We start from the raw sequence: 24,055 nt of genomic DNA on the forward strand, positions 1-24,055 counted from the left end.
TTATTGGCGCTTCGAAATGCAAATTTGTTTCGCCAGGATAGCGCTTTGCCTCGATCGCCTTCACTCGACAGTTTCGACCTCGCCATCCTTGCCATCCTGCAGCGGGACAACACGATGCCGCAGCGGCTGATCGGCGAAGCCGTCAACCTGTCGGCGCCGGCGGTGCAGCGGCGCATCAAGCGCATGGAACAGTCCGGCGTCATTGCGGGCAATGTCGCCGTGGTCGACCCGGCGGCGGTCGGCCATCCCATCACCATTTTCGTCGAGGTCGAACTGGAGAGCGAACGCTCGGACCTGATCGACGCGGCCAAGCGGCAATTCTCGGCAGAGCCCGAAGTGCAGCAATGCTACTACGTCACCGGCGAGGCCGACTTCATCCTAGTCATCACCGCGGCCGACATGGGGGCCTATGAGGCCCTGACGCGCAGACTGTTCTTCGACAGCAAGAATGTCCGAAAATTCCGCACCTTCGTTGCCATGGACCGTGTCAAGGTGGGGCTGACGGTGCCTCTGCCGGGATAGCCAGTCTCTTTTACGCAATTCCGGACGGAAAACCGCTCACACTTTTCCTGGAATTGCTTTAGCCCGCCGGCCGCAGCCAGACCTTGTTGTCGTGGAAGGCCGCACCGCCATAGGGCGCTGGTGCGTCGGCGCCGGTGAGCACATTGATGCCTTCGCCACGCTCATGGGCGCTGTTTGGCCAGATGCCCTCGGCGATCACCACGCCGCGCTTGAGGCCTTCGAACAGCTTTGCGTGCAGCACCACCTCGCCGCGCCGGTTGCCGACCTCGATACGGTCGCCGTCGCCCAAGCCAAGCGCGGCAGCGTCGTCCGGATGCACCAGGAGTTCCGGCCGGCCTTCCTTGGCTCTCGACACCGGCGTTTCCGAGAAGGTCGAATTGAGGAAGTTGCGCGCCGGTGATGTCGTCAGCCGGAACGGATGCTCGGCATCCGCGACCTCGATCAGGTCGACATGGTCGGGGAATTCGGGGAGTTCCGCCACCGGCCCGAACAGGCCCATGCTTTTCGGCGGCCGGTTGGGCGCCGCCTGCCCGCTCCAATTGGCGCGGAAATGGAATTTCTTGTCGGCATGGCCGAAACCATCGATGAAATGCGCCGCCTCGAAATCCGGCTGCAGGTCGACCCATTTGTCTTCCTTGAGGCTGGCGAAGGAGCCCAGCCCGCGCTTGCCCAGGATGATGTCGATATGCTGCTGCTCGGTCAGGCCAAAGCCCGGCCGGTCGGAGACGCCGAGACGCTGCGCCAATTGCTCGATGACGAAATGGTTGGTGCGCGGCCCTTCCGGCGGTTCGATCAGCTTGGGACCGAGCGTGATGTGCTGGTTGCCACCGCCCTTGTAGACGTCGTCATGCTCGAGAAACATCGTTGCCGGCAAAACGACATCGGCGAGCTTTGCCGTGTCGGTCATGAACTGTTCGTGCACGCAGGTGAACAAGTCGTCACGCAGGAAACCCTGCTTCACCAGCCGCTGCTCGGGCGCGACATTCACCGGGTTGGTGTTCTGGATCAGCATCGCCGTCACCGGCGGGGCGCCATAGAGCGCGTCCGCTGCACCGGTCAGCACCGGGCCGATGCGCGACTGGTCGAGATGGCGAATATCGGGATCGCGCATCGCGGCGCCTTCCAGCACATCCTGGTTGAGCTTGAAGATGCCGGAATTGGAATGGAAGGCACCGCCACCCTCATATTGCCAGGCGCCGGTGACGGCGGCGATGCAGGATGCCGCGTGCATGTTGACCGCGCCGTTGCGCTGGCGGGCAAAGCCATAGCCGAGGCGGAAATAGGTTTTCCTCGTCGTGCCGACGAGGCGTGCGAAAGCCTCGATCTCGGTGACGGCAAGACCGGTGATGGCGGAAGCCCATTCCGGCGTGCGCGTCTCCAGATGCGCTTCCAGCCCCTTCGGATCGTCGGTGTATCTTTCGAGATAGGCGCGGTCGGCCATGCCTTCCCTGAACAGCACATGCATGACCGCGCAGGCCAGCGCGCCATCGGTGCCGGGCTTCAGCACAAGGCCTATATCGGCCTGCTTCATCGTCGCGTTCTCGTAGACATCGATGACGACGATCCTGGCGCCACGCTCCTTCCGCGACTTGATGGCGTGGGTCATGACATTGACCTGCGTGACCACGGCATTGGTGCCCCAGATCACCACGCAGTCGGACTTCGCCATCTCGCGCGGATCGGGACCACGCAAGGCGCCCGCTCCCATCATCCAGCCGGTCCAGGCCAGATTGGTGCAGATCGAGCCGAAGAAGCCGGAGTATTTTTTCGCATGGCGCAGCCGGTCGATGCCGTCGCGCTGCACCAGCCCCATCGTGCCGGCATAGAAATAAGGCCAGACGGTCTCGGAGCCGTATTTTTCCTCGGCCGCGATGAATTTCTCGGCGACGAGGTCGAGTGCCACTTCCCAGCTGGATACCTTCCAGACGCCGTCACCCTTGGCGCCGGCACGCACCAGCGGCTTCAGCAGCCGGTCGGGATGGTGGACACGGTCGGCATAGCGCGCGACCTTGGCGCAGACGACGCCAGCCGTATACGTATTGGACTTGGCGCCATGGACACGGCCGATGCGGTTGCCATCGAGCAGCTCGACCTCGAGCGCGCAGGTCGAAGGGCAATCATGCGGACAGGCGGAGTGGCCGATGCGAAGCTGCTGGTTCATACCGCGTATTTAGCGGGTTTTGCGGGCGACGTGTAGGGCCAGATCTTACCCTCCCCTTGATGGGGAGGGTCGGCGCGCAGCGACGGGGTGGGGTGCGGCGCGGGGGGGTGGGCGGCCCCGCCGGCGCCTGGGCGCGGCGCCCCCCCCCCCCCCCTCTCCTCGCGGCGGCGGCGGGCGGCGGCGGCCGCCGCCCGCGCGCGGCCCCCCCCGCGGCGCGAACCCCCACCCCGCTCCGCTTCGCGGATCGACCCTCCCCACAACGGGGGAGGGTAATCACTCCACCGTGCCTTCCTCATACTCGGCCGACATGGTCAGCCACTTCTCCTCGTGACCGGCAAGCTGCTGGGCCAGTTGCGAGCGCTCCTTGGCGAGCCGGGTCGCCGTCGACGGATCCTTTTCGTAGACGGCCGGATTGGCGAGTTCGTCCTCGATCAGGTCGATGCGCTTGCGGATGCGGTCCATCAGCGCTTCGGTGGCGCGGATTTCCTTGGCCAGCGGCTCGAAGGCGGCGCGGCGCGCCGCGGCATCGCGGCGGCGATCGGCCTTGGATGCCTTCTCGGCCTCGCGCTTGCCGCGGCGATCGCCGGACACGCCGGTGACCAGCGTCTTGTAGTCCTCAAGGTCGCCGTCATACGGGTTGACCGCACCATCCTTGACCAGCCACAGCCGGTCGGCGGTCGCTTCCAGCAGATGGCGGTCATGCGAGATCAGGATGACGGCGCCGGGAAACTCGTTCAGCGCATGGATCAAGGACTCGCGGCTGTCGATGTCCAAATGGTTGGTCGGTTCGTCGAGGATGAACAAGTTTGGCCCCTCAAAGGCCGACAGGCCCATCAGCAGGCGCGCCTTCTCGCCGCCGGACAGGTCCTTAGCGGCGGTGTTCATCTTCTCGGTGGTGAGACCGAACTGGGCGACGCGGCCACGTACCTTGGATTCCGGCGCCTCCGGCATCAGCCGGCGGACATGCTCGTAGGCGTTTTCATCAGGCCTGAGATCGTCGAGCTGATGCTGTGCAAAGATCGCCACCTTCAGGCCCGGCGCCACCGTCATGGTGCCGGTTTCCTGCTTCAGCCGGCCGGACAGGAGCTTGGCGAAGGTCGACTTGCCGTTGCCGTTGGCGCCGAGCAGCGCGATGCGGTCGTCGGCATCGATGCGCAGCGTCATCTTCTTCAGGATCGGCTGGCCCTCGGTGTAGCCGACATTGACGTTGTTCAAGGCAATGATCGGCGACGCCACCGTTTTCACCGGTTCGGGGAAAGAGAACGGCCGCACCGTGTCGTTCACGATCGCCGCGATCGGCTTCATCTTCTCCAGCGCCTTGATGCGCGACTGCGCCTGTCTCGCCTTCGAAGCCTTGGCGCGGAAGCGTTCGACGAAGGACTCCATGTGTTTGCGCGCGGCTTCCTGCTTGACACGGCCCTTCTCCTGCAACTCCTTCTGCTCGGTGTACTGGCGCTCGAACTGGTCGTAGCCGCCGCGCCAGAAGGTCAGCTTCTTCTGGTCGAGATGAACGATGGAATTGACGGCGCGGTTGAGCAGGTCGCGATCGTGCGAGATCAGAAGCACCGTGTGCGGATATTTCGACACGTAGTTTTCCAGCCAAAGCGTGCCTTCGAGATCGAGATAGTTGGTCGGTTCGTCGAGCAGCAGAAGGTCGGGCTCGGCAAACAGCACCGCGGCGAGCGCCACACGCATGCGCCAGCCGCCGGAGAAGGACGAGGCCGGGCGGCGCTGCGCGGCGTCGTCGAAGCCAAGGCCAGCGAGGATGGTGGCCGCGCGAGATTCCGCCGAATGCGCATCGATATCCGCCAGCCGCATATGGATGTCGGCAATGCGGTGCGCGTCGGTGGCGGTCTTTTCCTCCTCGAGCAATGCGGTGCGCTCGAGGTCGGCCTTGAGCACGATTTCGATCAGCGGCTCCTCGGTGCCGGGCGCTTCCTGCGCCACCTGGCCGATGCGGGTGTTCTTGGGCAGGCTGATCGAGCCGGTCTCGGAGGGAAAGTCGCCGGTGACGGCCTTGAACAGCGTCGTCTTGCCGGTGCCGTTGCGGCCGACGAGGCCGGCCTTGGTGCCGGCCGGCAAGGTCAGCGAGGCATGATCGAGAAGCAAGCGTCCGGCCATGCGGAGCGAAAGATCGTTGATGATAAGCATGCCGGGGCTTTTGCACGGGAGGGCGGCGCTTCGCAAGTGCCTGGGCGCCGGCGGGGGCATAAGGCATGAAGACGGCGCGCCCAAAGCGCGCCGTCCATCACTGCTAACTGCAGACTGACTTTAAGAGGCTGCCTGGTTCAGGCTTTGGGTTTGCGCTTCGTCACCTTGGCCGCGGCGGCCGGAACGGCCGGCTTGCGGCCGAGGCCCGAGGACTTGGCCAGTGCCGAACGGGTCGCGGAGTAGTTCGGCGCCACCATCGGATAGTCCGACGGCAAGCCCCATTTGCCACGATATTCCTCCGGGCTCAGACCATGGTCGGTCATCAGGTGGCGCTTCAGCGACTTGAATTTCTTGCCGTCCTCAAGACAGACGATGTGATCGGGAAACACCGACCGCTTCGGATTGACAGCGGGGTTCAGCGCGGGGCTTTCCACGGCGGCAATGCTGCCCAGCTTGCGCACCGATGCGCTGACGCTGGCGATCAGATCCGGCAGGCCAGACGCAGGGAGAGGATTGTTGCCGACATAGGCCGAGACGATGTCAGCAGTCAGTTCAATAGCGGTCTTGCTGTCGATGGTGTGCAATTCTGTTTCTCCCGCCGGTCATGAAGTTGCCGGCTTTTTTTAAGACTTCTCTTGATGTATCGACCTAGCTGCACCCCCCAACGGGTCGCTAAAGTCTCAATAAACGATCAAGAATCGGAACAGGAGGATGTTTCCACAACAGGTTGCAACGTTGCAAATTAGAAAATCTAATACTTGGAAACGGCCGACTTCGCGCCAGCAGATTTCAACTGCACGGACGCCGCAGGTTTAGAGTCGGCCAGTATGTCCAGAATGCGCTTCCAGCGGGCGCACCGGCCGAAATCTTTTTGCTCTATCGCCTTTTCGGCCTTCATGGCGGCGTAGAGCGGCGCCTCGGCGCCGAACTCCTTGAGCAGCCAGAATGCTTCCTGTCTGGCGAGGCGTTCATCGTCGTCAAGCATGTTCAGCCTCCGAGCGTTCTATGCCCACCGCAATACAGCTGCCGATGACGAGGACCGCACCGGCTATCGCGGTCAGCGTCAGCCTTTCGCCCGACAGCGTCAGCAGCAGCGTCGATGCGATCGGGGTCAGATAGGCGATGACCGCAACCTTGCCGCCGCCTTCAAGCTTCAAGGCGCGCGACCAGAAATAATATCCCAGCCCCATCGGGCCGGCACCGAGATAGAGGCCAAGCAGGAGGTGCTCACTGGATGGCCAGGCAGCGCCGTCGTGAATACACCACAGCAAGGTCAGGCCGACGCCGACCAACGCCGAAGGCAAAAGCAAACGCTCCGACGGTGTGGCCAGGCGGGCGACCGCAATCGAATAGAAGGCCATGCACAGCGCCGAGCCGAAGGCAGCGAGATAGCCGACGATGCTGCCTTGGAGAAAAGGCTGGCCGCGACCACCCGAGATCACCAGCGCCACGCCGACAAAGCCGAGCACGGCAGTCAACCCCAGCAGCACGGGGCGTTGCCGCTTGCCCAGCACGATGACCGCCGCCGCGACCATCAGCGGCCAGGTGTAGGCGACGAGATTGGCCTCGATCACCGGCATGGAGGCAAAGGCGATGTATTGCAGCACCATGGTGCCGACCAGGCCAATAAAGCCGACCGCGACCGGCGCCAGGGTGCCGTCAGCACCCTTGGAAAAGGCTGCGTCTTGCGTGTCCCCCTTCCGGCTCGCCAGATGGATGACGGCGAACACCAGAGCCGCTCCACAAAATTGCAGCAACTGCACGAGCGATACTGGATGGCTGGCCAGCAGGGATTTGCCGACCAGCGCGTTGGTCGACCACAGGGCGACCGCGCCGGCGGCGAAGACCAGGGCCGATGGCGAGCCGGATCCATCCCGGAATCGGCGCGACGGTGCCTTGTCCTTATCGCCGACCATGATGTTACCGACGGTCAAACCGGCGTCCACTTCTATGCCCTGGCTACCATGATTCCCTTGATCCGCCCGGGACCGGCGCATCGGTCGCCGCCGCAACCGGACGCTCTTCCTCGAAGCGGCGATAGGCCGGCAGCTGGTTCGTCCAGACGTCTTCGGCCAGTTCGTTGACCCATTCGCGATCGTGATCATTGTCGGCTGCGAGATAGAACATGCGATTGTCGTCGACGTAGGGCTTGGCCACAGAGCGCTGGTTGAGGACCAGCGTGACGCGCGAGCCGAGCTGTATCGGCGCGGTGCGGTGCAGCACACCGAGAAACTGGCCGAGCGTGGCGTAGTTCTTCTTGTGGTCGATGCGCATGACCTGGTTGCGCGGAATCTCGCGGCCGGATTCAAGGATGGCGCGGCCGGTCTCGGAATCGTCGCAGTAGATTTCGAGATGGCCGCCGACCAGCGGATTGCTGATCGACAGCGGAATGAGTTCGGTGACCGGGACACCGTCGCAATGCCAATCGACGGCGCCGTCCTTGGGATTCATGAAAGTGACGGTCGAGCCGACGATCGACAGCGGATAGGGCTCGAGCTTGGTGCCCATCATGTCGGACAGACGTTCCAGGCGCAGCTTGTCATGCAGCAACTCCTTGATCTCCGGGATAAAACGGTCGGCGCCGGTGATGAAGGTAAGGTCGAGGTGCTTGTGCACGGCGTGGCTGGCCTTGAGCTTCAACGCCGCCTCTTCGATCGCCGCCAGCAGCGCCGGGTCGTAGCCATGCAGATACTGCGCAACGCCGAAACCCGACACTTTCCAGGCCGTCTCATGGCCGATAATGGCTTCTCGGCTCATCGCGTAGCGCAGTTCAGGTATGGTATGGGCGTTCATTCTACTTCTCCAGGATGGGGGCATCACTTGGTAAACTGTCGATTAATTTCCCCACCCCTGTAAAATTAGGAATGCTGGTGCTAGTGTAAGCCCAGCTTAAGGTCGAAACGCGTGCGTCTGCTCAGTCAGGTCAACCTCAATTCGCTGAAGATTGTCGAAAGTGCCGCCCGGCACCGTAACTTCACGCGCGCGGGCGAAGAGCAGTTTATTACTGCTTCCGCCGTCAGCCAGCGCGTCAAAAGCCTCGAGGAACAGCTGCGCTTCAAGATCTTCCAGCGCGGCGGCAATGCGGTGTCGCTGACACCCGAAGGCGAGACCTATGTGTCGCGCGTTCGCGAGGCGCTGGAGCGCATCGTGGCGGCCAGCATGGAGGCGACCGGACAGTCGCAGGCGCATGTGCTGAAGATTTCGGTGCTGCCGACGTTCGCGGCGCGCTGGCTGTTTGCCCGCCTGCCGCTGTTCCAGCGGCAATATCCCGAAATCGAAATGCGGGTCTCGACCTCCTACGCCACCAATGAGTTCGCCACCTCCGAGTTCGACCTCGAGATCCGCTATGGCGACGGCAGCTTTCCCGACCTCAAGGCGGACCTGCTGTTCAAGGAGGATTTGACGCCGGTGTGCAGCAGGAAGCTGTTCCACGAGGTTCTCGGCGATAGGCCGCCGTCACAGGTGACGCCCGACGACCTCAGGCATTTCACGCTGCTGCATTCCGACACCTGCACGCAGAACTGGCAGTCGTGGCTGGGTTTTGCCGGCGCGAGTTCCGTGCTCGGCGAGACCAAGAGCATCTATTTCGATTCCTGCATGATGTCCTATGAGGCGGCCAATGCCGGCATGGGCTTTGCAGTCGCCAACCGCGCCTATATGGCGAGCGAGATCCGCGCAGAGCGGCTGGTCGCGCCGTTTGCCGTGCATCACCCCAACACCGCCGGCTGGTATTTCGTCTGCCCGGTCACCGCGCCCTACACGCGCAAGGTGGAATTGTTCAAGCAGTGGATCATGGCCGAGGCGGCGCTGACGCAGTGCCAGCTGGACGCCGGGATTGCCGGCGGCCCGGTGCTGCGCAAGGCCATTGCCTGAGGTCGGATTCTTTCCGCGGCCTTGCGGGATTTGTCGTCTTTTCTGCTGGTTTTGCGCAGACGGCATGAGCAGAACCGGCACGAAAACTGCCACCTCATGACGCAGGCGAGAGACTCAGCTATCTTCGGTTGTTGCGGCGGACCTGATATCCGCCTGGCCGGCGCTATCAGCTCACCTCCCAAGCGGCGCCGGCCTTCTTCTCCTGAAAGCCATTTCTCGTCTCCCGCCGGAAAACGATCATTGCGCCGGCTGATCGCCGCCGGCCGCCGGCTTTGGCGCCGAATCCGTCTGCGGAGTTTGATCGAGCACCGGGGCTTTGGTTGGCTGGATGTCGCCGTCGCAGGCGGCGAGCGCCAAGCTGGCGGCTAGCAGAATCAGAAGCCTCTTCATGGCGACCTCCTAGGTCTGCCCTCTCCTTCGTAAGGCAACGAGGTGGTTCGGCTTTGGTTGCACGCTCGCAAACGACGCCGCGTCGGCTGGAACCAAACGGCGGCTCTGAGGTTGGTTGCCCAAAGGAGATCGCGCCATGATCCGTCTGCTCATTACCGGCCTTTTCGCTTACGCGACCTATCGCATCGCCAAGGAGATCATCAAGGACGTGCCTGACAATTTCGATCCGTTGCCGGTGCCTGGCGACGAACGCGCCGCCTTGCGGCGCCAGTCGGCGGCAACGGGTGTCGCGCCACGGCGGTAAGGGCGACTTCCGCCCGTTGCGAACAAAGCGGAAACGATGCTTGATAGGCGATGACCATCGCCATCAATGATTCGTCCTTGCGGCCCGCCTATCTGGCGAAGCTCAACGCCGAGCAGCGGCTCGCTGTCGAACATGGCGACGGCCAGATCGCCGGGCCGCTGCTGGTGATCGCCGGCGCCGGCTCCGGCAAGACCAACACGCTCGCCCACCGGGTTGCGCATCTGATCGTCAAGGGCGCTGATCCCAGACGCATTCTGCTTATGACATTCTCGCGCCGCGCCGCCACCGAAATGGCCAGGCGGGTCGAACGCATCGCCGGCGAGGTGCTGGGCCGAGACGCGTCCGTCATCGCCGATGCGCTGGCCTGGGCCGGCACGTTTCACGGCATCGGCGCCAGGCTGCTGCGCGACTATGCGCTGACGATCGGCCTCGACCCCGCCTTTACCATCCATGACCGCGAGGATTCCGCCGACCTGATGAATCTTGCCCGGCATGAACTTGGATTCTCGAAGACCGAAAGCCGTTTTCCGACCAAGGGCACCTGCCTGGCGATCTATTCGCGCGCCGTCAACGCGCAGGCGCCGCTTGGCGAGGTGCTGGGTTCGGCCTTTCCGTGGTGCTCGGGGTGGGCAGAACAGCTGAAAGAGCTGTTCGCCCGATATGTCGAGGCCAAGCAGGCGCAGAACGTGCTCGATTACGACGACCTCCTGCTCTACTGGGCGCAGATGGCCGCCGAGCCGGAGATCGCGGCGCATCTGGGCTCGCGCTTCGACCATGTGCTGGTCGACGAATACCAGGACACCAACCGGCTGCAGGCCTCGATCCTTTCGGCGCTGAAGCCGGACGGCGCCGGACTGACGGTGGTGGGCGACGACGCGCAGTCGATCTATTCGTTTCGCGCCGCGGAAGTGCGCAACATCCTCGATTTCCCGCAACAATTCGCGCGAGCCGCCGATGTCATCATGCTGGAGCGCAACTACCGCTCGACCGAGACCATTTTGGCGGCAGCCAATGCGGTCATCTCGGAGGCATCGGAGCGTTTCACCAAGAACCTCTGGTCGGAGCGCAAATCCTCGCAAAGACCGAAACTGGTCAGCGTGCGCGACGAGGCGGAGCAGGCGAACTATGTCTGCCAGGCCATCCTTGCCGAGCGCGAGGCCGGCACGGTGCTGAAATCGCAGGCGGTGCTGTTTCGCGCCTCGCACCACAGCGGCCCGCTGGAGATCGAACTGACGCGCCGCAACATCCCCTTCGTCAAGTTCGGCGGGCTCAAATTCCTCGACGCCGCCCATGTCAAGGACGTGCTTTCGGTGCTGCGTTTTGCCGAGAACCCGCGCGACCGCGTCGCCGGCTTCCGCGTGCTGCAGCTGCTGCCCGGCATCGGCCCTTCGGCGGCGAGCACCATCGTCGAGACCATGGCGACATCGCTCGACGAGGAAATGGGGCTGGCCCGCTACCGGCCGCCGCAACGCGCGGCTGAGGACTGGCCGGCCTTCGTTGCGCTTTATTCCGGCCTGCGCGCGCGGTCGGGGAAATGGCCGGCCGATCTCGAACAGGTCAGGCTGTGGTACGAGCCGCATCTCGAGCGCATCCACGAGGATGCGACGACGCGGCGGGCCGACCTCATGCAGCTCGAGCAGATCGGTTCCGGCTATGCTTCGCGCGAGCGCTTCCTGACCGAGCTGACGCTGGATCCACCGGATGCGACCAGCGACCAGGCCGGGCCGCCGCACCGCGACGAGGACTATCTGATCCTGTCGACCATCCATTCGGCCAAGGGCCAGGAATGGAAGAACGTCTTCGTGCTCAACACCGTCGATGGCTGCATCCCGGCCGATCTCGGCGTCGGCACCAAGGAGGACATCGAGGAGGAGCGCCGGCTGCTTTACGTCGCGATGACGCGGGCCAAGGACGGCCTGCATCTGGTGACGCCGCAGCGCTTCTTCACCCACGGCCAGGCAGCGCGCGGCGACCGCCACGTCTATGCCTCGCGAACCCGTTTCATCCCGGCCTCGATCCTCGGCGCCTTCGAGCAGACGTCGTGGGCGAGCGTCCACGCCAAGGACGATCCGCGCCACAGACCTGAAGTCCGCGTCGACCTCGGCGCCCGCATGCGCGGCATGTGGAAATAGCCGCAACCGCGATGCCGGCAGGGAGCGACCTCAAGAGCAAATCGTCCTGTCATGGCATCTCTCAGGGAACCTCGGGCCGCCAGCCGCGTTTTCTGGCGTCCAACCCGCGATCGGAGGGCGGCGGCCGCCGCCCTTCCGCCCATCCAGAGAGGCCAGAATGCACGACGCGATGTTCTTCACCCCGGTTGCCGTTAGCGTTGGCGCCGGCCACAAACGCATGCTCGCCTCGCTGTTCGAGATGCATGATTTCCTGACCGAATTTCCGCCGTCACGCCGGCGCCTGAGCTATGGCGCGGCCGTGAGGGCTTGCGAGGCGGCGCGCGCCGGAGAAATCTCGACCGAGGCCGCACGCGATGCCCTGATCACCTTTGCAGTCACGGCAGGCATCCTCTGGCCCGCGGTCCAGCCGGCCGTCTCGGTCAAGCCGGTCGCACACGGTTATGGCGGCTACGCCGTCTGAGACGGCCGGGACCAGGCCTGCCCAGCAAAAAAGATCACTCGGACTTGCCGGCAGACGTCGGCGAGGCCTGTGCCAGCCTTGCCGACGGGGCGGTCTGTTCGGTGTTGCCGACAAAGAGTTGATCGCCGACAAAGGGATAGGCAAGCTGCCGATGATAGAGCGAGGGAACCGGGTCATCGGTGTCGTATTCCGCGGCATCCTGTCGGGCATGAACAATGTGCCTACCAGCATGTCGAGCAAAGGCAGCTGCCCGGCGAAATTCTTGTCCCAGGCTTCGCGCTCATTGGCATGATGCCAGTGATGAAATCGCGGTGACGCCAGCAGCCATTTCAAAGGCCGTTGCGGCCGAAGATCGGCTCGCCAGAGATTAATGCCAAGGGATGAACGAATCGCGGCTGGCCACGGATTGCTGCCATTTGCCGGCAGGGGCCGCATGCCTGGCCAAACCAAGTCTCAGGTTTGGCGAATCGCCAACCGTTCCGACAGCGCAGGCAGCGGCACTGCGGCGACTGGAGAGCTTGCCGCCATCTGCCCGGATCGCGGCGGCCTTTTGAACAGCCCGCCTGCCCACCGCGTGGACGGGCGCTCGATCCATCGATAGCTTGCCCAGCTTACCATCAGGACACAAACGCCTGTGGTAACGATGTAGGAGAGGACACCCGCTGAATGGCTCAACCAGGCACCGAACAACAGCGACACTGCGATCATGGTCGGCCAATGCCACATATAGGTCGAGTATGAAATATCGCCCAGAAATGTGACCCACTTGGCTGGGCGCGAGCCGGCGCCCTCCAATGACAGCGCGCCCCATACGATCAGCGACGCAGCCGTTCCATAGATGGCGAGGCGAAGCAGGCCGGTCGTGGTCCCGAGCATCGGCCCAGCGTAATAACCGGCTACAGCCACAATGACACAGCCCAGAACTATGCAGACTCTCGGAAATGGCAGCGATCGGCGGCTCGCGACATAACCGATCAGCAATCCCGGCAGGAACTCCACTGTGATAGGGGCGGCAAAATACAATCCATGACCCCAGCCGCGCTCTGCTGCAGTCACAGCCACAATATGGGCTACGCCCCAGACAGCGATCACCGCTCCCGACCTTCGACCGAACAGCATGGCCAAACCCGCGACAAGGTAAAATTGAATTTCGAAGCAAAGCGTCCAACTGACCGGATGCAGAAAATTCGTCGTCACCAAGCCGAGGGTTTTCGGCGTCAATTGTGAAAAATCGACGGGATAGAGACCCCCGCTGCTGAGCAGCACGACGATTGTCGCGCCGAGGGAAAGCCAATAGATCGGATAGATCCTGACAAAGCGCCGCATAAGGAATTGCAGGGAATAAAAAGGGTGACCCGCGTTCTGCTGCTGCAGGAGACCTGCGATGATTACGCCACTGACGACGAAAAAAATGTCGACCCCGAACGCTCCGAAATGCAAGAAAAAGTTGTAGGCCGTAGCTCCCCATTGGTTCTTGCCAAATGATGAGACCGTACAAATATGCAAAAAAACAACTAAAGTTGCAGCAATCCCTCTTAACGCTTGTATTGAAAGTGATTTCGAGCGAAGATTCATATCTCACCCAGAAAAAACGATATTTTCTTTGGCATATTGCGGGCATTTCTTGATTAACCTATCATCTCTCTTAAGATTGTCGATTCACTCCTTTCATCGCTCCACAGGCTGATGTCAAAAGCCCGGAAGCTAACTGTTTCCGCGAGTTTAGACAGTGCGAGAGCCACGAACTGTTCCTGGCATACGGGCCGGCCGACCGGCAAAGCAAGGTGCCGTGGCACTTAGCTGCTCCGCACGGCTACTTCCGCAAAAAACGATATTTTTAGGTTAGCAGGCGAAATTTCGTGATGAATTGGAATCAATGAGCAGATTCGACATCTCGCCCTGCAATCGTAAAATAAGATTTTTCTATAAGCATGACACGATATCTGTAAGATTCTTATATTTCTAAGATGATATCGCGGTTCTACTAAAAGTAGGAAACAAAACATGCCGATAATCTTTGAATGCATATTGTGGAATGAAGCTCTGACGGCTAACCTACTTGGCAGAGTGGGAAGTGATGCGCTATTTTTTGCAAAAAGCATGTCACGGGGCTAAGTTAAGAAATAATATCAGCATACAGATGGGTGAAATCTTGGTGAATACACGAGATGTATTGTCGAACAGGCCGAGTCACCGGTGGAATAAACCCAACATTGGCGCTCTGTTCGCGACGGTTGGACAATTCGGTATCCAGCAGTTTTTTGACTTCCGCAAAGATCCCGCCGTCGAGAAGGTCAATGCACCATCTTCCAAAGCGCTGATTGACGAAACGCTCACAAAAGAGAAAGCAAGCCAGCTTCCCAAGCTTATGTGCGCACTCGACGTTCCTTCGAGCCGCTCATTTCACGTCGGCAAGGGGCTTGCGCTGTACCTGCAGGGCTGGGCTTTCTGTCCCGGCAACGCGATCAGACGGCTCTATGTCCTGGACGGAACCAGGCAGCATGAAATCAAGAACCATTCCTGGGCTCGGCCCGATGTCGTGCACTGCTTCTATCCCGCGCAGGATCCAACTGGCGGCAGCCTGTTCTCCGAATTCACCACCATATTGCCGATCGAGGAGATTGCGGAACCGGAGACCCGCGAACTGCGACTTCTTGCCGAGCTTAAATCCGGAGACATGATCGAGCAGTCTCTTGCCGCCTTCAGGCTCCAACCTGGGACCAACCGGCGACCGGTGAAGGTGAAATGGCCGGCCACTGGTCCCAAGATTGCCATCTGCATGGCGGCATACAATCCGCCACAGGAACTTCTGGAGCAACAGATCGCGTCAATCATCGGTCAAGACCACAAGAACTGGATCTGCATCATCACTGATGACAGCTCAAATTCCTCTTCCCGTCGCGATATTCTTGATTTGGTAGAGAATGATAAACGATTTATTTACGTTAGAAACAGGGAACGGAAGGGTTTCTACAAGAATTTCGAAGAGTGCCTTTCGCTGGTACCGGTCGGTGCAGAGTTCGTCGCGCTGGCAGATCAGGATGATCGTTGGCGTGCGGACAAACTAACCAAGCTCGTCCAGGCTTTGCCGGAGAACAAGAAACTCGCATTCAGCGACTGTCGTATCGTGGCCGCCGATGAGGTCGTCTCCGACACGTATTGGAGCCATCGCAAAAACGAATATACGGATTTTCTTTCGCTATTCCTCGGCAATAGCGTGAGTGGCGCCGCCAGCCTATTTCGCAGCGACATTCTCGACCGGATACTGCCGTTTCCGCAAAGGCTGGTGGATGCCTACCACGATCAGTGGATTGCACTTACTGCCCAGGTTGCGGGCGGGATTTCCTACACCCACGAGCCTCTGTACGATTATCATCAGCATGGAGCCAACGTGGTGGGGCAAGTCGTCGTGCCCTACGCCGGCGTTTCCCATTCAATAGGGTTTCTCCTGAAAGGCGTCGGAAACAAGCGTGCCTTGGTTGAGGCAGGTCGAGCTTTGCTGCACCAGGCACGCAGAGATTTTGTGGGGACGCTGGAAAAGGCCATATTCGCCGAGACGCTTCGGTTGCGAAACCCCGGGATGCCGGGAAGGCTGGGCAAGATAGTCAACCGCATGTCGCGCCTGACCACCAGCTTGGCCGAAGTGATCCTTCTGAGGTTTTCAGCCGCGCTACGGCGCCGTTCGACATTGAACGTCGAAGGACAGATGATGAACGCGGCCTTAGGTGTCAGGGCAAGAAATCTTGCCTATCGGTTGAAGAAAGCCAAATATTTGCAGTATGTCCGCAAGATCGCCACGGGATCCGACGCTCTGCCAAAAGCTGCGGCCTCCGGAGGGATACCGAGCGTCGCGGATACAAATGCCAGCTGGATTATTCACAATATCCAGCCGTTGACGCTGCGGGTGTCGAAGCGCGAGCCAAAGCGCGTCAACATCCTCCTGGCAACGATCGATTTCAAATATATTTTCGGAGGCTATATCGGCATGTTCAGCCTGGCGCTGCGCCTGCGTCGGGAAGGTTTTCTCGTCCGGATCGTGACGTTGGAACATACGGAACTGGACATGGCGCTCGCTCGCGAGCGCATCAAAGGTTATCCCGGCGTCGAACAATTGTTTGACGAGATCGAAATCGAACATCGGTATGATCGCGATGACGAATTGTTCGTTAATCCCAATGATCGCTTCATTGCCACCAATGGCTGGGCGGCCCATGTCGCGCACCACGCCAGCCGGAAACTGGGACAGGACCGTTTCATGTTCATGGTCCAGGAATATGAACCCTATTTCCTACCCATGAACACGATTGCCGCACTGTTCCAGCAATCCTACCGCTTCCCGCAGTTCCAGCTTTTCTCGACACCCTTGCTGCGCGACTTTTTCAAGCTGAACAAGATCGGCGTGTTCTCGCAACCGGGTGCGAAGGAAAACCACGCTGTGTTCCGCAACGCCATCCAAAAATTCAAACCGTCGATAGACGACATGCGCGATCGCGAGCGGCGGATTCTTTTCTACGCCCGCCCGGAAGCACATGCCGCGCGCAATATGTTCGAACTCGGCATAATGGCGCTTGCCGAGCTGGCCCGTTCCCCGGGTTTCGACGCAGACAAGTGGAAGTGCTACGGGATGGGCTCGATCGGCGGCGCCAGCAAGATCAGGCTGGCGAAAAATGTGGTCATGGAGATGCTGCCGAAGACCGATTTGCAGACCTATACCGAACGGCTACCGCACCATGATGTCGGCCTCTCGCTGATGCTGACGCCGCATCCCAGCCTGGTGCCGCTGGAAATGGCTTCGGCCGGTATGTGGACCGTGACCAACACGTTCGAGAACAAGACGGCTAAGAGCCTGCGGGATATCTCGACCAACCTGATCGCTGTGGAGCCGACGCTGGAGGGCGTTGTCGCCGGGCTCAAGGACGCCATCTCGCGCGTCGATCAATACGATAAGCGGCTGCAAGGCTCGCGCTTCGATTGGCCGACCGACTGGAACGACGCCTTCTCCCAGGCGACGATGAAAAAGATCGTCGACTTTCTGTCTGATGCGCCGATCCTTCCCGTCGCGATCCATTCGCCTCGAAAAGGGACGCACAGCATTCGGGCGCCGGCGTTTAAAGCGCGTCGCCTAGCCGCGGGCTCGGCCCGCGGGTAGTAAGGGTTTGAAGAACAAAATCTTGTTAGGGCGCGACCGGCCCGTCAAGGTTTTTTCATGATCATGACCGATTGCCCAAGAGAAGCTCCACCCCATGGCGCTTTCGGGCCATCGACGAACTCCTTGATCGACAGGTTGGCGTGTCCGGCCCACACTTCCCACTGGTTACGCTCGATGAATGTGTTGAGGTAGTACACCCCCAGCGATCCTTCAAAGACCGGCCATTGAGTGGGCTCAGCCAGTTCAAGAAACGATATGACCGCCGTGCCACCCGGCTTCAGCGCGCGGGATACTTCCAAAAGATACGTATAGCATTCTGTCTGCAATAGATGCGTGAAAACGCTGAAGGCGTACACCACGTCAAATTCACCATCGCCGCACGGAAAGCTCAATTGCCGGTGCAGTCTATATTCGAAGTGCTTGGGTGTTTTGGTTTTCGCGTAGTCGAGCATGGATTGGACGATATCGGTTCCCAGATAGCGGCTGATATTAACCCTCTTGGCCAGGGCGTGAGCCACTCTTCCGCTGCCACAGCCAAAGTCGAACACGGCATCTCCATCTCGAATGCCGGCATAGGCCAGAACATCCGCGGCAATCTTGCCGATGCCTTCGTAGTTGCCTCCAACAGCGAGGCTCATCGCCTCGTCAAGCGGGTATTTCGCCAGAAGATCGGCAACGTGGCGCTCATAGTTCTCAACAAAATGATATTCAGCCATGGCTCTTCGTCTTTGTTTTTGGATTGAGCGACAAAAGCAACTTCCAGTCGTCGTTGCCTCTAGGCGGATTTTTGCACGATGTATTGGTCCTGGTATTTCCACCATGCGCCGGCTTCGTAGGATATTAACCGCGATCCCGGCAGCCGGCCGATCTGAAAGCCGACATATTGCGGATGAACGGTCGAACTGCCGTAATCCTGCTTGTCGAGGTCAATTTGTTCCGATTCAGCCTCGAATGCGATGCCATCAGGGCCAGGTGTCGGGATATGCGGATTGATGGCGCGGGCGGATTCGCCGATGGTCGTGAAGATCAGATAACCGCCTGGCGCCAGCAGCGAGTAGAGCGCCGAAAGCCATCTGCCAAAAGTGCGATCCGGAAGATGGGAAAAAAGCGAAATTACGGCGATGACATCGAACTGTCCGGGGATATCGAGGTGCTCAGGATCTTTCGACGACAGGAAGGCCGGGCATCCGAAATGTTTTCTCACGAACTCCACCGCTTCAGGATGGATATCACTGACCGTCAGGTCGCATAATTTCCGTAGATGGCGGGTGACCCGCCCATAGCCGGCGGCGAATTCGAGAACCCTCGGATTGCTCGAATCGGCGCCGAGGCTCCCGATTGTCCGCATCAGTTGTTCCGCGTCAGCCAGGCCGCCCTTGAAGTAGAATTGCAGACCGGTTTCGGCGTTCAATTTCAGGAAATGCGCCAACATCAGATCTTCGGAGTGAAGCGCTGGGCTTACCCCATAGGCCTCCGCAAATCGCTTCGCCGTCGCTTCGAATTCTCCAACAGCTAAGGTTGCCATGTCACCCTTTCCGCTATTCTGTTTCACGAGTGTTTGCTGGCTTCATTTGGCCGCCTCATCATGAGCGGCGCGCCAGCCAAACTCTACATCCCTGAGGGTCGTTTGCTGGCCGGAATCGCCTGGGTCGATACGAATGGAACGCCCAGCCAGATAGTCGGGAAGAACCAGCGCAATCGTGTGGTCGCCAACGTCGAGCGGCACTTGAATCGAGCGACCAGCCACAAAAGCTCCGTCCTGGCCGGAGTGGGGTGAAAAAAAGATTTCGAATGTATCGGGGACTTTCAATGTCAACCGCAGTCGTATGCAGGGGATCTTTCCAACGCCGCCAGAGACGGGCACGGTGGCGACCATTTGGGGATCGGGGGCGGTGGTGAGATAACCGTTTGCGTCCGCAGCCATAGCTTGGAGCCTCGGCGAACCGGATGCGGGTGCAAAATCCCTGCATTCCCTGGCCGCCAGTTCATCACGTGCGACGAGGGCCTTGCCCAGCGTGTTCGGCCAAGAAAGAGGAAAGTTCAACACAGAATTGACGACCGCTCGCTCGACGCGGCTTACCACCAAGCGGTCGCTGGCCTGCACCGCTTTGGTGATCTCTTGGGGATCGGCATCGAAATTCAATTCGGCGCCGTGCCGGAACGGGTCCGTCAACCCGATTACTTTATTGTAGAACGAATCGTGCAAAACGAGGGTGGACTTCGCCTGGTCGAATTCTGCGACTGAAGCCAGTGCCTTTTTTTCCGCAGGAATGTCGATCTCGCTTTCCGGGTAGCCATTGCCAACCAGCAGCATTGTCGTTTCCATATCGGCTGGAGGCTGGGCCAATTTTCCGGTTAGTGCAGGTGGCGACATCGCCCTGGTGTCCCGAAACATCGCCGCGAGCAATTGGCGGAAGGCTATGGCCGCACCAAAGTTGGTCCAGTGGGTGTCCGCCTTGCCATACAGAATGTTGCCGGCGGGATTGCCCTTTTCGCTCCGCAGCGCGGTAAGGTGATCGACGATCTGGGGCGCCTCGACCCTAATCGCCGATCGCAAAAGTTCGGCACTTTGCTGTTTGCAGCCCCAGATCTTTTTGAAATGAGGGTCCAGAAATTCCGGATAAAGTGTGGATTTATCGGGCGCTATTGCAAAATACATATCAATTCCCGAGGCCTTGGCGACATCAAGCATGGCGCCAATGCGGGACACGGCCATTTCCACATCATATTGCTTTTGACATTCCCCCCCGAACCAGTCGTCCTTCCAGAACAGCCAGCCGTCCTTTCCGCTGGCTACATTGTTATGGTCATACTGGCGCACAATTCTCAGCAAGGCGGTGTTTCGAACGGTAATGGCCGTTTTCTTCAGTTGCGAGCGTTCAAGAAGAGCTGAAGCCAGTTGATCGAACGCACCGCTCGAACTGGTGGACAGAGCTTCTACCGGCGGAAATGCGGTGAACGGTATTCGGCCATAAGGTTCAACGGCGCCGCGAACAGCCAGCACCAACAGCGGCGACGCGATGATGACCACGAAGGCTGCGGTGACTATTGCGCTGCATATTTTTCTGGCTGTTTTCATCAGAATTGGAAATACAGGAACGGAGTGTAGCCACCGCTCAGCGCCAACACCTGACATACCATCAGGGCAACAACCGTGTAGCAGGCGCCGGCGACATACAGCTTATCGCCTCTGGTCTCGCTTGTCAGCAACTGGCCGAACGAAAGCCGGCCGGGCAAAACGTAAATTGCCGCACCGGCCACAAGGGCGATCAGGCTGGTCGTGGCTATCGGCGCAGCCGCATCGAGGCTGAATGCACCAGCGGCGTCGGGCGAAGCCATCGCCTTCCACAAAGACATTGCCTGTTCAAGCGACGTCGCGCGGAACAGCGGCCAGCTCAGCGTCACGACCGGCAGGAAATAGGCATATCGCAGCCACCCCTTCTCCAGCACTTTCGGCCAGGTGCCGGTGGCCACGCGCTCGACCAGGATGAAAAGCCCGTGGAACATACCCCAGCAGAAAAACGTCCAGGAAGCGCCATGCCAGAGGCCGGTTACCGCGAAGACGATCAACAGGTTTCGATAGGTCGCGATCCTGCCATGCCGGCTTCCCCCCAGCGGGATGTAAAGATAGTCGCGAAACCAGCTTGAAAGCGAGATGTGCCAGCGTCGCCAAAATTCGGTGATCGAACGGCTGGCGTAGGGTCTCTCAAAATTTTCCGCAAAGCGGATGCCGAACATGCGGGCAAGCCCGATGGCCATGTCGGAATAGCCGGAGAAGTCGAAATACAACTGGATGCCGTAGGTCGCGGCCGCCAGCCATGCCGTGGCAAAACCTATGGTGTCGTGGGGTGCGGCGAAAATGGCATCGGGGATCGGCGCAATACCATCGGCTATGATCACCTTTTTCATGAGGCCGTGAGCGAAGCGGGTGGCCCCAGTGGAGAAGTTCTCGAGAGATATTCTCGGCGCTCGAAAATCATCCACGACGTCCCGGAACCGCACAATCGGGCCGGCAATCAGGTGCGGAAAAAATGTGAAGTACGTACTGAAGAGCACGACATTGCGCTCTGCAGGAATTTCACGACGGTAGACGTCGATCAGGTAAGACAATGCCTGAAAGGTAAAAAAGGATATGCCGATCGGGAGGATTATGCCGGCGAATGTCGCCGACAGATTGCTGCCTGAAGTGAGGTCAAGGTTCACCGCTATGAAATCGAGATATTTGAAGAACACGAGAATGCCGACCAGCAGCACGATTGCCGCCCCGACAACTGCATTTCTCAATCTCGCGCTTTTGCAAAGGTCGACAGCCAGCGCGCCGAAATAGGCGATGACTACATCCGCGATGAGTATGATTACATACGACCCTGACGACCAATAGTAGAATGCCAAGCTCAGAACGAGCAGGCTTGGCCGAAAGGCAGAGGGCTTGGCAAAAAGAGCTATGGCAAGTGCGATAGGCAGGAAGAAGAAAAGAAAATTACTTGCCGAAAATACCATCCTGCCTCCAACCACGCCCACGCTCGGTGACCACCTCAGCTCTAAGAGCCAAGTTTGCCACCCAAGACCTCACCATCTATATCGAATATAGCGCGCAAGGATCGGCCAAAATACAAAAACATGTCCCAACGGCGAAAATATCGACAAAATGTATGAGCATTCGGCAATTCTCTCTGAATCATCCCTGCTCAGATAGTAGACGCCTCGCCTGATCTGTAAATGCTTATCTCTATGCACAGGTTGTTGATAACGCGCCCAAGCCGCTAGAGCGTTTCATCGTTTAGGGAAACGGCGAAACACTCTATTTCTTGTTCTGACGCAATTCCGAAGGAAAGCGCTAAGCGCTTTCCTGGGAACACACACTTTTCTTGGAATTGCTCTAAGGCGCTACGCCGAGCTGTCGGCGCACCGGTCCCAGCCCTCAATGCAACGTCGGATCACCGGCGAGCAGGCCGCGCGGCCCGGTCGTTTCGAAACTGACCTGGTCGCGGCCGTTGGATTTGGCCTTGTAGAGGTGCCGGTCGGCCGTCAGGAACATGTCGGCATAGGTGGTGGGTCCGCTGAAGGCGACGCCACCGATGCTCACCGAGAGCGGACAGGGCCGTCCATCCGGGGCAAACTCGACCTCGCGGATGCGCCGCCGGATCCCCTCGGCAACCAGCCAGGACTGCGACGGGTCGGCGCCAGGCAGGAAGATGGCGAACTCCTCGCCGCCGATGCGCCCGACGATGTCGGCGCCGCGCAGCTGGGCCTTGATCGTCTGCGCAATCAGCTTGAGCGCCTGATCGCCGCAATCGTGGCCCAATCGATCGTTGATGGTCTTGAAATGATCGGCGTCGACGATCAGCAGGGCGCCGGCATCGACGACGGCCTGGCTGCGCGCCTGTTCGAGATAGGCCTCGACCAGCATCGAAAACGCGCCGCGGTTGAACACCGCGGTCAGGCTGTCGGTCGCCGCGACGATGCTCAGATTCTTCTGGGCGATCGCCAGCTGGCGCATCTTGTACATCAGGAAAGAGAAGAACGATCCACCCAGCACGAGCGGCAGCAACAGGTCGGTGAGCTGCGCCCAGCGCAACGCTTCGGGCGACAGCGACGGAAAATTGTAGGAATCGACAAGGAAGGCCGCCGCGATACAGATCGCCGTGCCGACAACCGTGACTGCTATGACCCTGCCCAAGCTCGTGGGCGAAAGATCGACCCGCATGCCATTTCTCCCACTGTGTTCGCCATTTTGCAGCGGGAACACAAATGAAACCCTAAAATCTTACCTGCAATTCGAATGTGGTTAACCAGAACAATTCCAGGAAAGTGTGAGCAGCTTTCCCGGGAGAAGCGCGTGGGCGCTTTCCCTGAGAATTACCAAGACAAAGGGATAGCGCGTTTCATCGTTTCCGTTAAACGATAAAACGCTCCGCCAATCGAAAGGCGCGATCGATTGCCTTGTGAGTGGCGACAAAAAGCCCGCCACTTGCGCGGCGGGCTTTCCGACTGGCCGGAGGCTTCTCGTCAGCGCATGTCCCTCGGGAAGTCTGGGCCATGCGGTAGGAGAGTGCCGTAAAGCCTCACGGCTGGTTCGACACTCCCGGCGAAACCTGTCTCAGCGACGCGAGATCATAAGGCATAGCTGCCGCAGATCGCTGTCGTAGGTGCCCTCGCTGGCGAGCACATCGACGCAGCGCTTCTTCATACGTGTCAGCTGGCTGTTCGACATGCTGGCGACGACACCGGGTGTCCCAGGGGTGCCTGGTGTTCCAGGAGTTCCTGGAGTGCCGGGGGTACCGGGCGTACCGGGCGTGCCCGGCGTTCCGCCAATGCCGACGCCGACGCCGACGTTGATGCCGCTGCCGACGTTGACGCCGACACCGGCCTTGATACCTCCGCTGCCGCCGACCGTGGCCCCAACACCGGCCTTGATGCCACCGGCTCCGCCGACCGTCGCGCCAGCGCCGGCCTTGATGCCGCTGCTACCGCCGACTGAGGCGCCGAGGCCCGCAGTAACGCCGCTATTGCCGCCGACCGTTGCGCCAGCACCCGCCTTGATACCGCCGCTGCCGCCAACCGAGGCGCCGGCACCGGCCTTGACCCCGCCGCTGCCGCCGATCGAAGCGCCAACACCGGCATTGATGCCGCCAGCACCGCCGATAGATGCGCCGACACCGACGCCAATTCCGCCGCCTGCATTCGCGGGAGCGGCAAAAATGACGATAATTGCACCCGCCGCCAGTGTTCTAGCGATTTTTTGAGTGATATTAACCATGACACTCTCCTTGTTGCCGTTCTGCTTTGTGCATTGCAACATGCCAGCAAACCAAAGCAGACATATGCTTATGCACTCACAGCTACGCACGAGTCTTCCTTATAGTTTCTTTATTTTTTCCAAGAATAAGGATTGTAGTTCTCAAGGCGTGCA

20 protein-coding genes are annotated in these 24,055 nt (G+C 60.1%); 6 read left to right on the plus strand and 14 right to left on the minus strand.

The genetic code is table 11. From position 1 onward, the window contains the following. The first annotated feature begins 45 nt into the window (after window positions 1-45). Complete coding sequence (locus NKI37_RS05855) at window positions 46-522, plus strand: Lrp/AsnC family transcriptional regulator (protein WP_023684753.1); 477 nt, start codon at window positions 46-48, stop codon at window positions 520-522. A 58-nt stretch (window positions 523-580) separates the two neighbouring features. On the opposite strand, the gene NKI37_RS05860 is transcribed toward NKI37_RS05855, so the two are convergent. From NKI37_RS05860 to NKI37_RS05885, 6 genes are all read right to left on the minus strand, one after another. Further along, a complete protein-coding gene (locus NKI37_RS05860; protein WP_352790582.1) occupies window positions 581-2,683 on the minus strand; it encodes a molybdopterin-containing oxidoreductase family protein in 2,103 nt (700 codons plus the stop codon). A 273-nt stretch (window positions 2,684-2,956) separates the two neighbouring features. Further along, window positions 2,957-4,834 (minus strand): ABC-F family ATP-binding cassette domain-containing protein, encoded by a 1,878-nt coding sequence (locus NKI37_RS05865; protein WP_352790372.1) that lies wholly within the window; start codon window positions 4,832-4,834, stop codon window positions 2,957-2,959. A gap of 137 nt (window positions 4,835-4,971) precedes the next feature. Then, window positions 4,972-5,418 carry a Ros/MucR family transcriptional regulator gene (locus tag NKI37_RS05870; RefSeq protein WP_023670270.1) on the minus strand — a complete coding sequence of 149 codons (447 nt, stop codon included), beginning with the start codon at window positions 5,416-5,418 and terminating at the stop codon, window positions 4,972-4,974. Window positions 5,419-5,585: 167 nt separating this feature from the next. Continuing rightward, window positions 5,586-5,819: a hypothetical protein gene (locus NKI37_RS05875; RefSeq protein ID WP_023684750.1), complete on the minus strand. Its 234-nt coding sequence runs from the start codon at window positions 5,817-5,819 to the stop codon at window positions 5,586-5,588. Further along, complete coding sequence (locus NKI37_RS05880) at window positions 5,812-6,780, minus strand: DMT family transporter (protein WP_352518951.1); 969 nt, start codon at window positions 6,778-6,780, stop codon at window positions 5,812-5,814. Before NKI37_RS05880 ends, NKI37_RS05875 begins: the two co-directional genes overlap by 8 nt. A gap of 13 nt (window positions 6,781-6,793) precedes the next feature. Beyond that, complete coding sequence (locus NKI37_RS05885) at window positions 6,794-7,627, minus strand: hypothetical protein (RefSeq protein WP_352518950.1); 834 nt, start codon at window positions 7,625-7,627, stop codon at window positions 6,794-6,796. Window positions 7,628-7,738: 111 nt separating this feature from the next. On the opposite strand from NKI37_RS05885, the gene NKI37_RS05890 reads away from it, so the two are divergent. Further along, complete coding sequence (locus tag NKI37_RS05890) at window positions 7,739-8,707, plus strand: LysR substrate-binding domain-containing protein (RefSeq protein ID WP_023711904.1); 969 nt, start codon at window positions 7,739-7,741, stop codon at window positions 8,705-8,707. A gap of 237 nt (window positions 8,708-8,944) precedes the next feature. Here NKI37_RS05890 and NKI37_RS05895 read toward each other — a convergent pair whose 3' ends face one another. Then, a complete protein-coding gene (locus NKI37_RS05895) occupies window positions 8,945-9,097 on the minus strand; it encodes a hypothetical protein (RefSeq protein ID WP_023701894.1) in 153 nt (50 codons plus the stop codon). 136 nt (window positions 9,098-9,233) lie between these two features. On the opposite strand from NKI37_RS05895, the gene NKI37_RS05900 reads away from it, so the two are divergent. The 3 genes from NKI37_RS05900 (at window position 9,234) to NKI37_RS05910 (ending at window position 11,993) form a co-directional block, all read left to right on the plus strand. Then, window positions 9,234-9,401 carry a hypothetical protein gene (locus NKI37_RS05900; RefSeq protein ID WP_023684745.1) on the plus strand — a complete coding sequence of 56 codons (168 nt, stop codon included), beginning with the start codon at window positions 9,234-9,236 and terminating at the stop codon, window positions 9,399-9,401. Between the two features lie 50 nt (window positions 9,402-9,451). Continuing rightward, window positions 9,452-11,533, plus strand: a complete 2,082-nt coding sequence (locus tag NKI37_RS05905; protein WP_352790375.1) for an ATP-dependent helicase — start codon at window positions 9,452-9,454, stop codon at window positions 11,531-11,533. A gap of 157 nt (window positions 11,534-11,690) precedes the next feature. After that, on the plus strand, window positions 11,691-11,993 hold the full coding sequence (locus tag NKI37_RS05910; protein ID WP_023670262.1) for a DUF982 domain-containing protein: 303 nt from the start codon (window positions 11,691-11,693) through the stop codon (window positions 11,991-11,993). Window positions 11,994-12,446: 453 nt separating this feature from the next. Here NKI37_RS05910 and NKI37_RS05915 read toward each other — a convergent pair whose 3' ends face one another. Continuing rightward, complete coding sequence (locus NKI37_RS05915; protein ID WP_081730968.1) at window positions 12,447-13,568, minus strand: acyltransferase family protein; 1,122 nt, start codon at window positions 13,566-13,568, stop codon at window positions 12,447-12,449. A 502-nt stretch (window positions 13,569-14,070) separates the two neighbouring features. Here NKI37_RS05915 and NKI37_RS05920 point away from each other — a divergent pair. Continuing rightward, on the plus strand, window positions 14,071-17,142 hold the full coding sequence (locus tag NKI37_RS05920) for a rhamnosyltransferase WsaF family glycosyltransferase (RefSeq protein ID WP_352790410.1): 3,072 nt from the start codon (window positions 14,071-14,073) through the stop codon (window positions 17,140-17,142). A 44-nt stretch (window positions 17,143-17,186) separates the two neighbouring features. Here NKI37_RS05920 and NKI37_RS05925 read toward each other — a convergent pair whose 3' ends face one another. From NKI37_RS05925 to NKI37_RS05950, 6 genes are all read right to left on the minus strand, one after another. Continuing rightward, complete coding sequence (locus tag NKI37_RS05925; RefSeq protein ID WP_023754709.1) at window positions 17,187-17,858, minus strand: class I SAM-dependent methyltransferase; 672 nt, start codon at window positions 17,856-17,858, stop codon at window positions 17,187-17,189. A gap of 59 nt (window positions 17,859-17,917) precedes the next feature. Next, on the minus strand, window positions 17,918-18,694 hold the full coding sequence (locus tag NKI37_RS05930) for a class I SAM-dependent methyltransferase (protein WP_352790377.1): 777 nt from the start codon (window positions 18,692-18,694) through the stop codon (window positions 17,918-17,920). A 15-nt stretch (window positions 18,695-18,709) separates the two neighbouring features. Beyond that, complete coding sequence (locus tag NKI37_RS05935; RefSeq protein WP_023754711.1) at window positions 18,710-20,221, minus strand: alginate O-acetyltransferase AlgX-related protein; 1,512 nt, start codon at window positions 20,219-20,221, stop codon at window positions 18,710-18,712. Then, window positions 20,221-21,642, minus strand: a complete 1,422-nt coding sequence (locus NKI37_RS05940) for an MBOAT family O-acyltransferase (protein ID WP_352790379.1) — start codon at window positions 21,640-21,642, stop codon at window positions 20,221-20,223. Before NKI37_RS05940 ends, NKI37_RS05935 begins: the two co-directional genes overlap by 1 nt. 421 nt (window positions 21,643-22,063) lie before the next feature. Next, window positions 22,064-22,849 (minus strand): GGDEF domain-containing protein, encoded by a 786-nt coding sequence (locus NKI37_RS05945; protein ID WP_023711912.1) that lies wholly within the window; start codon window positions 22,847-22,849, stop codon window positions 22,064-22,066. 393 nt (window positions 22,850-23,242) lie between these two features. Continuing rightward, window positions 23,243-23,902, minus strand: coding sequence for a hypothetical protein (locus tag NKI37_RS05950; protein ID WP_023814918.1), 660 nt, complete (start codon window positions 23,900-23,902; stop codon window positions 23,243-23,245). Between the last annotated feature and the right edge of the window lie 153 nt (window positions 23,903-24,055).

The sequence above is a fragment of the Mesorhizobium sp. M0626 genome, from assembly GCF_040320665.1.
In the GTDB taxonomy this organism is placed as follows: domain Bacteria; phylum Pseudomonadota; class Alphaproteobacteria; order Rhizobiales; family Rhizobiaceae; genus Mesorhizobium.

Bases quoted from the DNA above. Each gene is read 5' to 3' on its own strand.
- NKI37_RS05860 (WP_352790582.1), bottom strand. From the start codon at position 2,683: ATGAACCAGCAGCTTCGCATCGGCCACTCCGCCTGTCCGCATGATTGC.
- NKI37_RS05865 (WP_352790372.1), bottom strand. From the start codon at position 4,834: ATGCTTATCATCAACGATCTTTCGCTCCGCATGGCCGGACGCTTGCTT.
- NKI37_RS05875 (WP_023684750.1), bottom strand. From the start codon at position 5,819: ATGCTTGACGACGATGAACGCCTCGCCAGACAGGAAGCATTCTGGCTG.
- NKI37_RS05885 (WP_352518950.1), bottom strand. From the start codon at position 7,627: ATGAACGCCCATACCATACCTGAACTGCGCTACGCGATGAGCCGAGAA.
- NKI37_RS05895 (WP_023701894.1), bottom strand. From the start codon at position 9,097: ATGAAGAGGCTTCTGATTCTGCTAGCCGCCAGCTTGGCGCTCGCCGCC.
- NKI37_RS05900 (WP_023684745.1), top strand. From the start codon at position 9,234: ATGATCCGTCTGCTCATTACCGGCCTTTTCGCTTACGCGACCTATCGC.
- NKI37_RS05905 (WP_352790375.1), top strand. From the start codon at position 9,452: ATGACCATCGCCATCAATGATTCGTCCTTGCGGCCCGCCTATCTGGCG.
- NKI37_RS05910 (WP_023670262.1), top strand. From the start codon at position 11,691: ATGCACGACGCGATGTTCTTCACCCCGGTTGCCGTTAGCGTTGGCGCC.
- NKI37_RS05915 (WP_081730968.1), bottom strand. From the start codon at position 13,568: ATGAATCTTCGCTCGAAATCACTTTCAATACAAGCGTTAAGAGGGATT.
- NKI37_RS05920 (WP_352790410.1), top strand. From the start codon at position 14,071: ATGCGCTATTTTTTGCAAAAAGCATGTCACGGGGCTAAGTTAAGAAAT.
- NKI37_RS05925 (WP_023754709.1), bottom strand. From the start codon at position 17,858: ATGGCTGAATATCATTTTGTTGAGAACTATGAGCGCCACGTTGCCGAT.
- NKI37_RS05935 (WP_023754711.1), bottom strand. From the start codon at position 20,221: ATGAAAACAGCCAGAAAAATATGCAGCGCAATAGTCACCGCAGCCTTC.
- NKI37_RS05940 (WP_352790379.1), bottom strand. From the start codon at position 21,642: ATGGTATTTTCGGCAAGTAATTTTCTTTTCTTCTTCCTGCCTATCGCA.
- NKI37_RS05945 (WP_023711912.1), bottom strand. From the start codon at position 22,849: ATGCGGGTCGATCTTTCGCCCACGAGCTTGGGCAGGGTCATAGCAGTC.
- NKI37_RS05950 (WP_023814918.1), bottom strand. From the start codon at position 23,902: ATGGTTAATATCACTCAAAAAATCGCTAGAACACTGGCGGCGGGTGCA.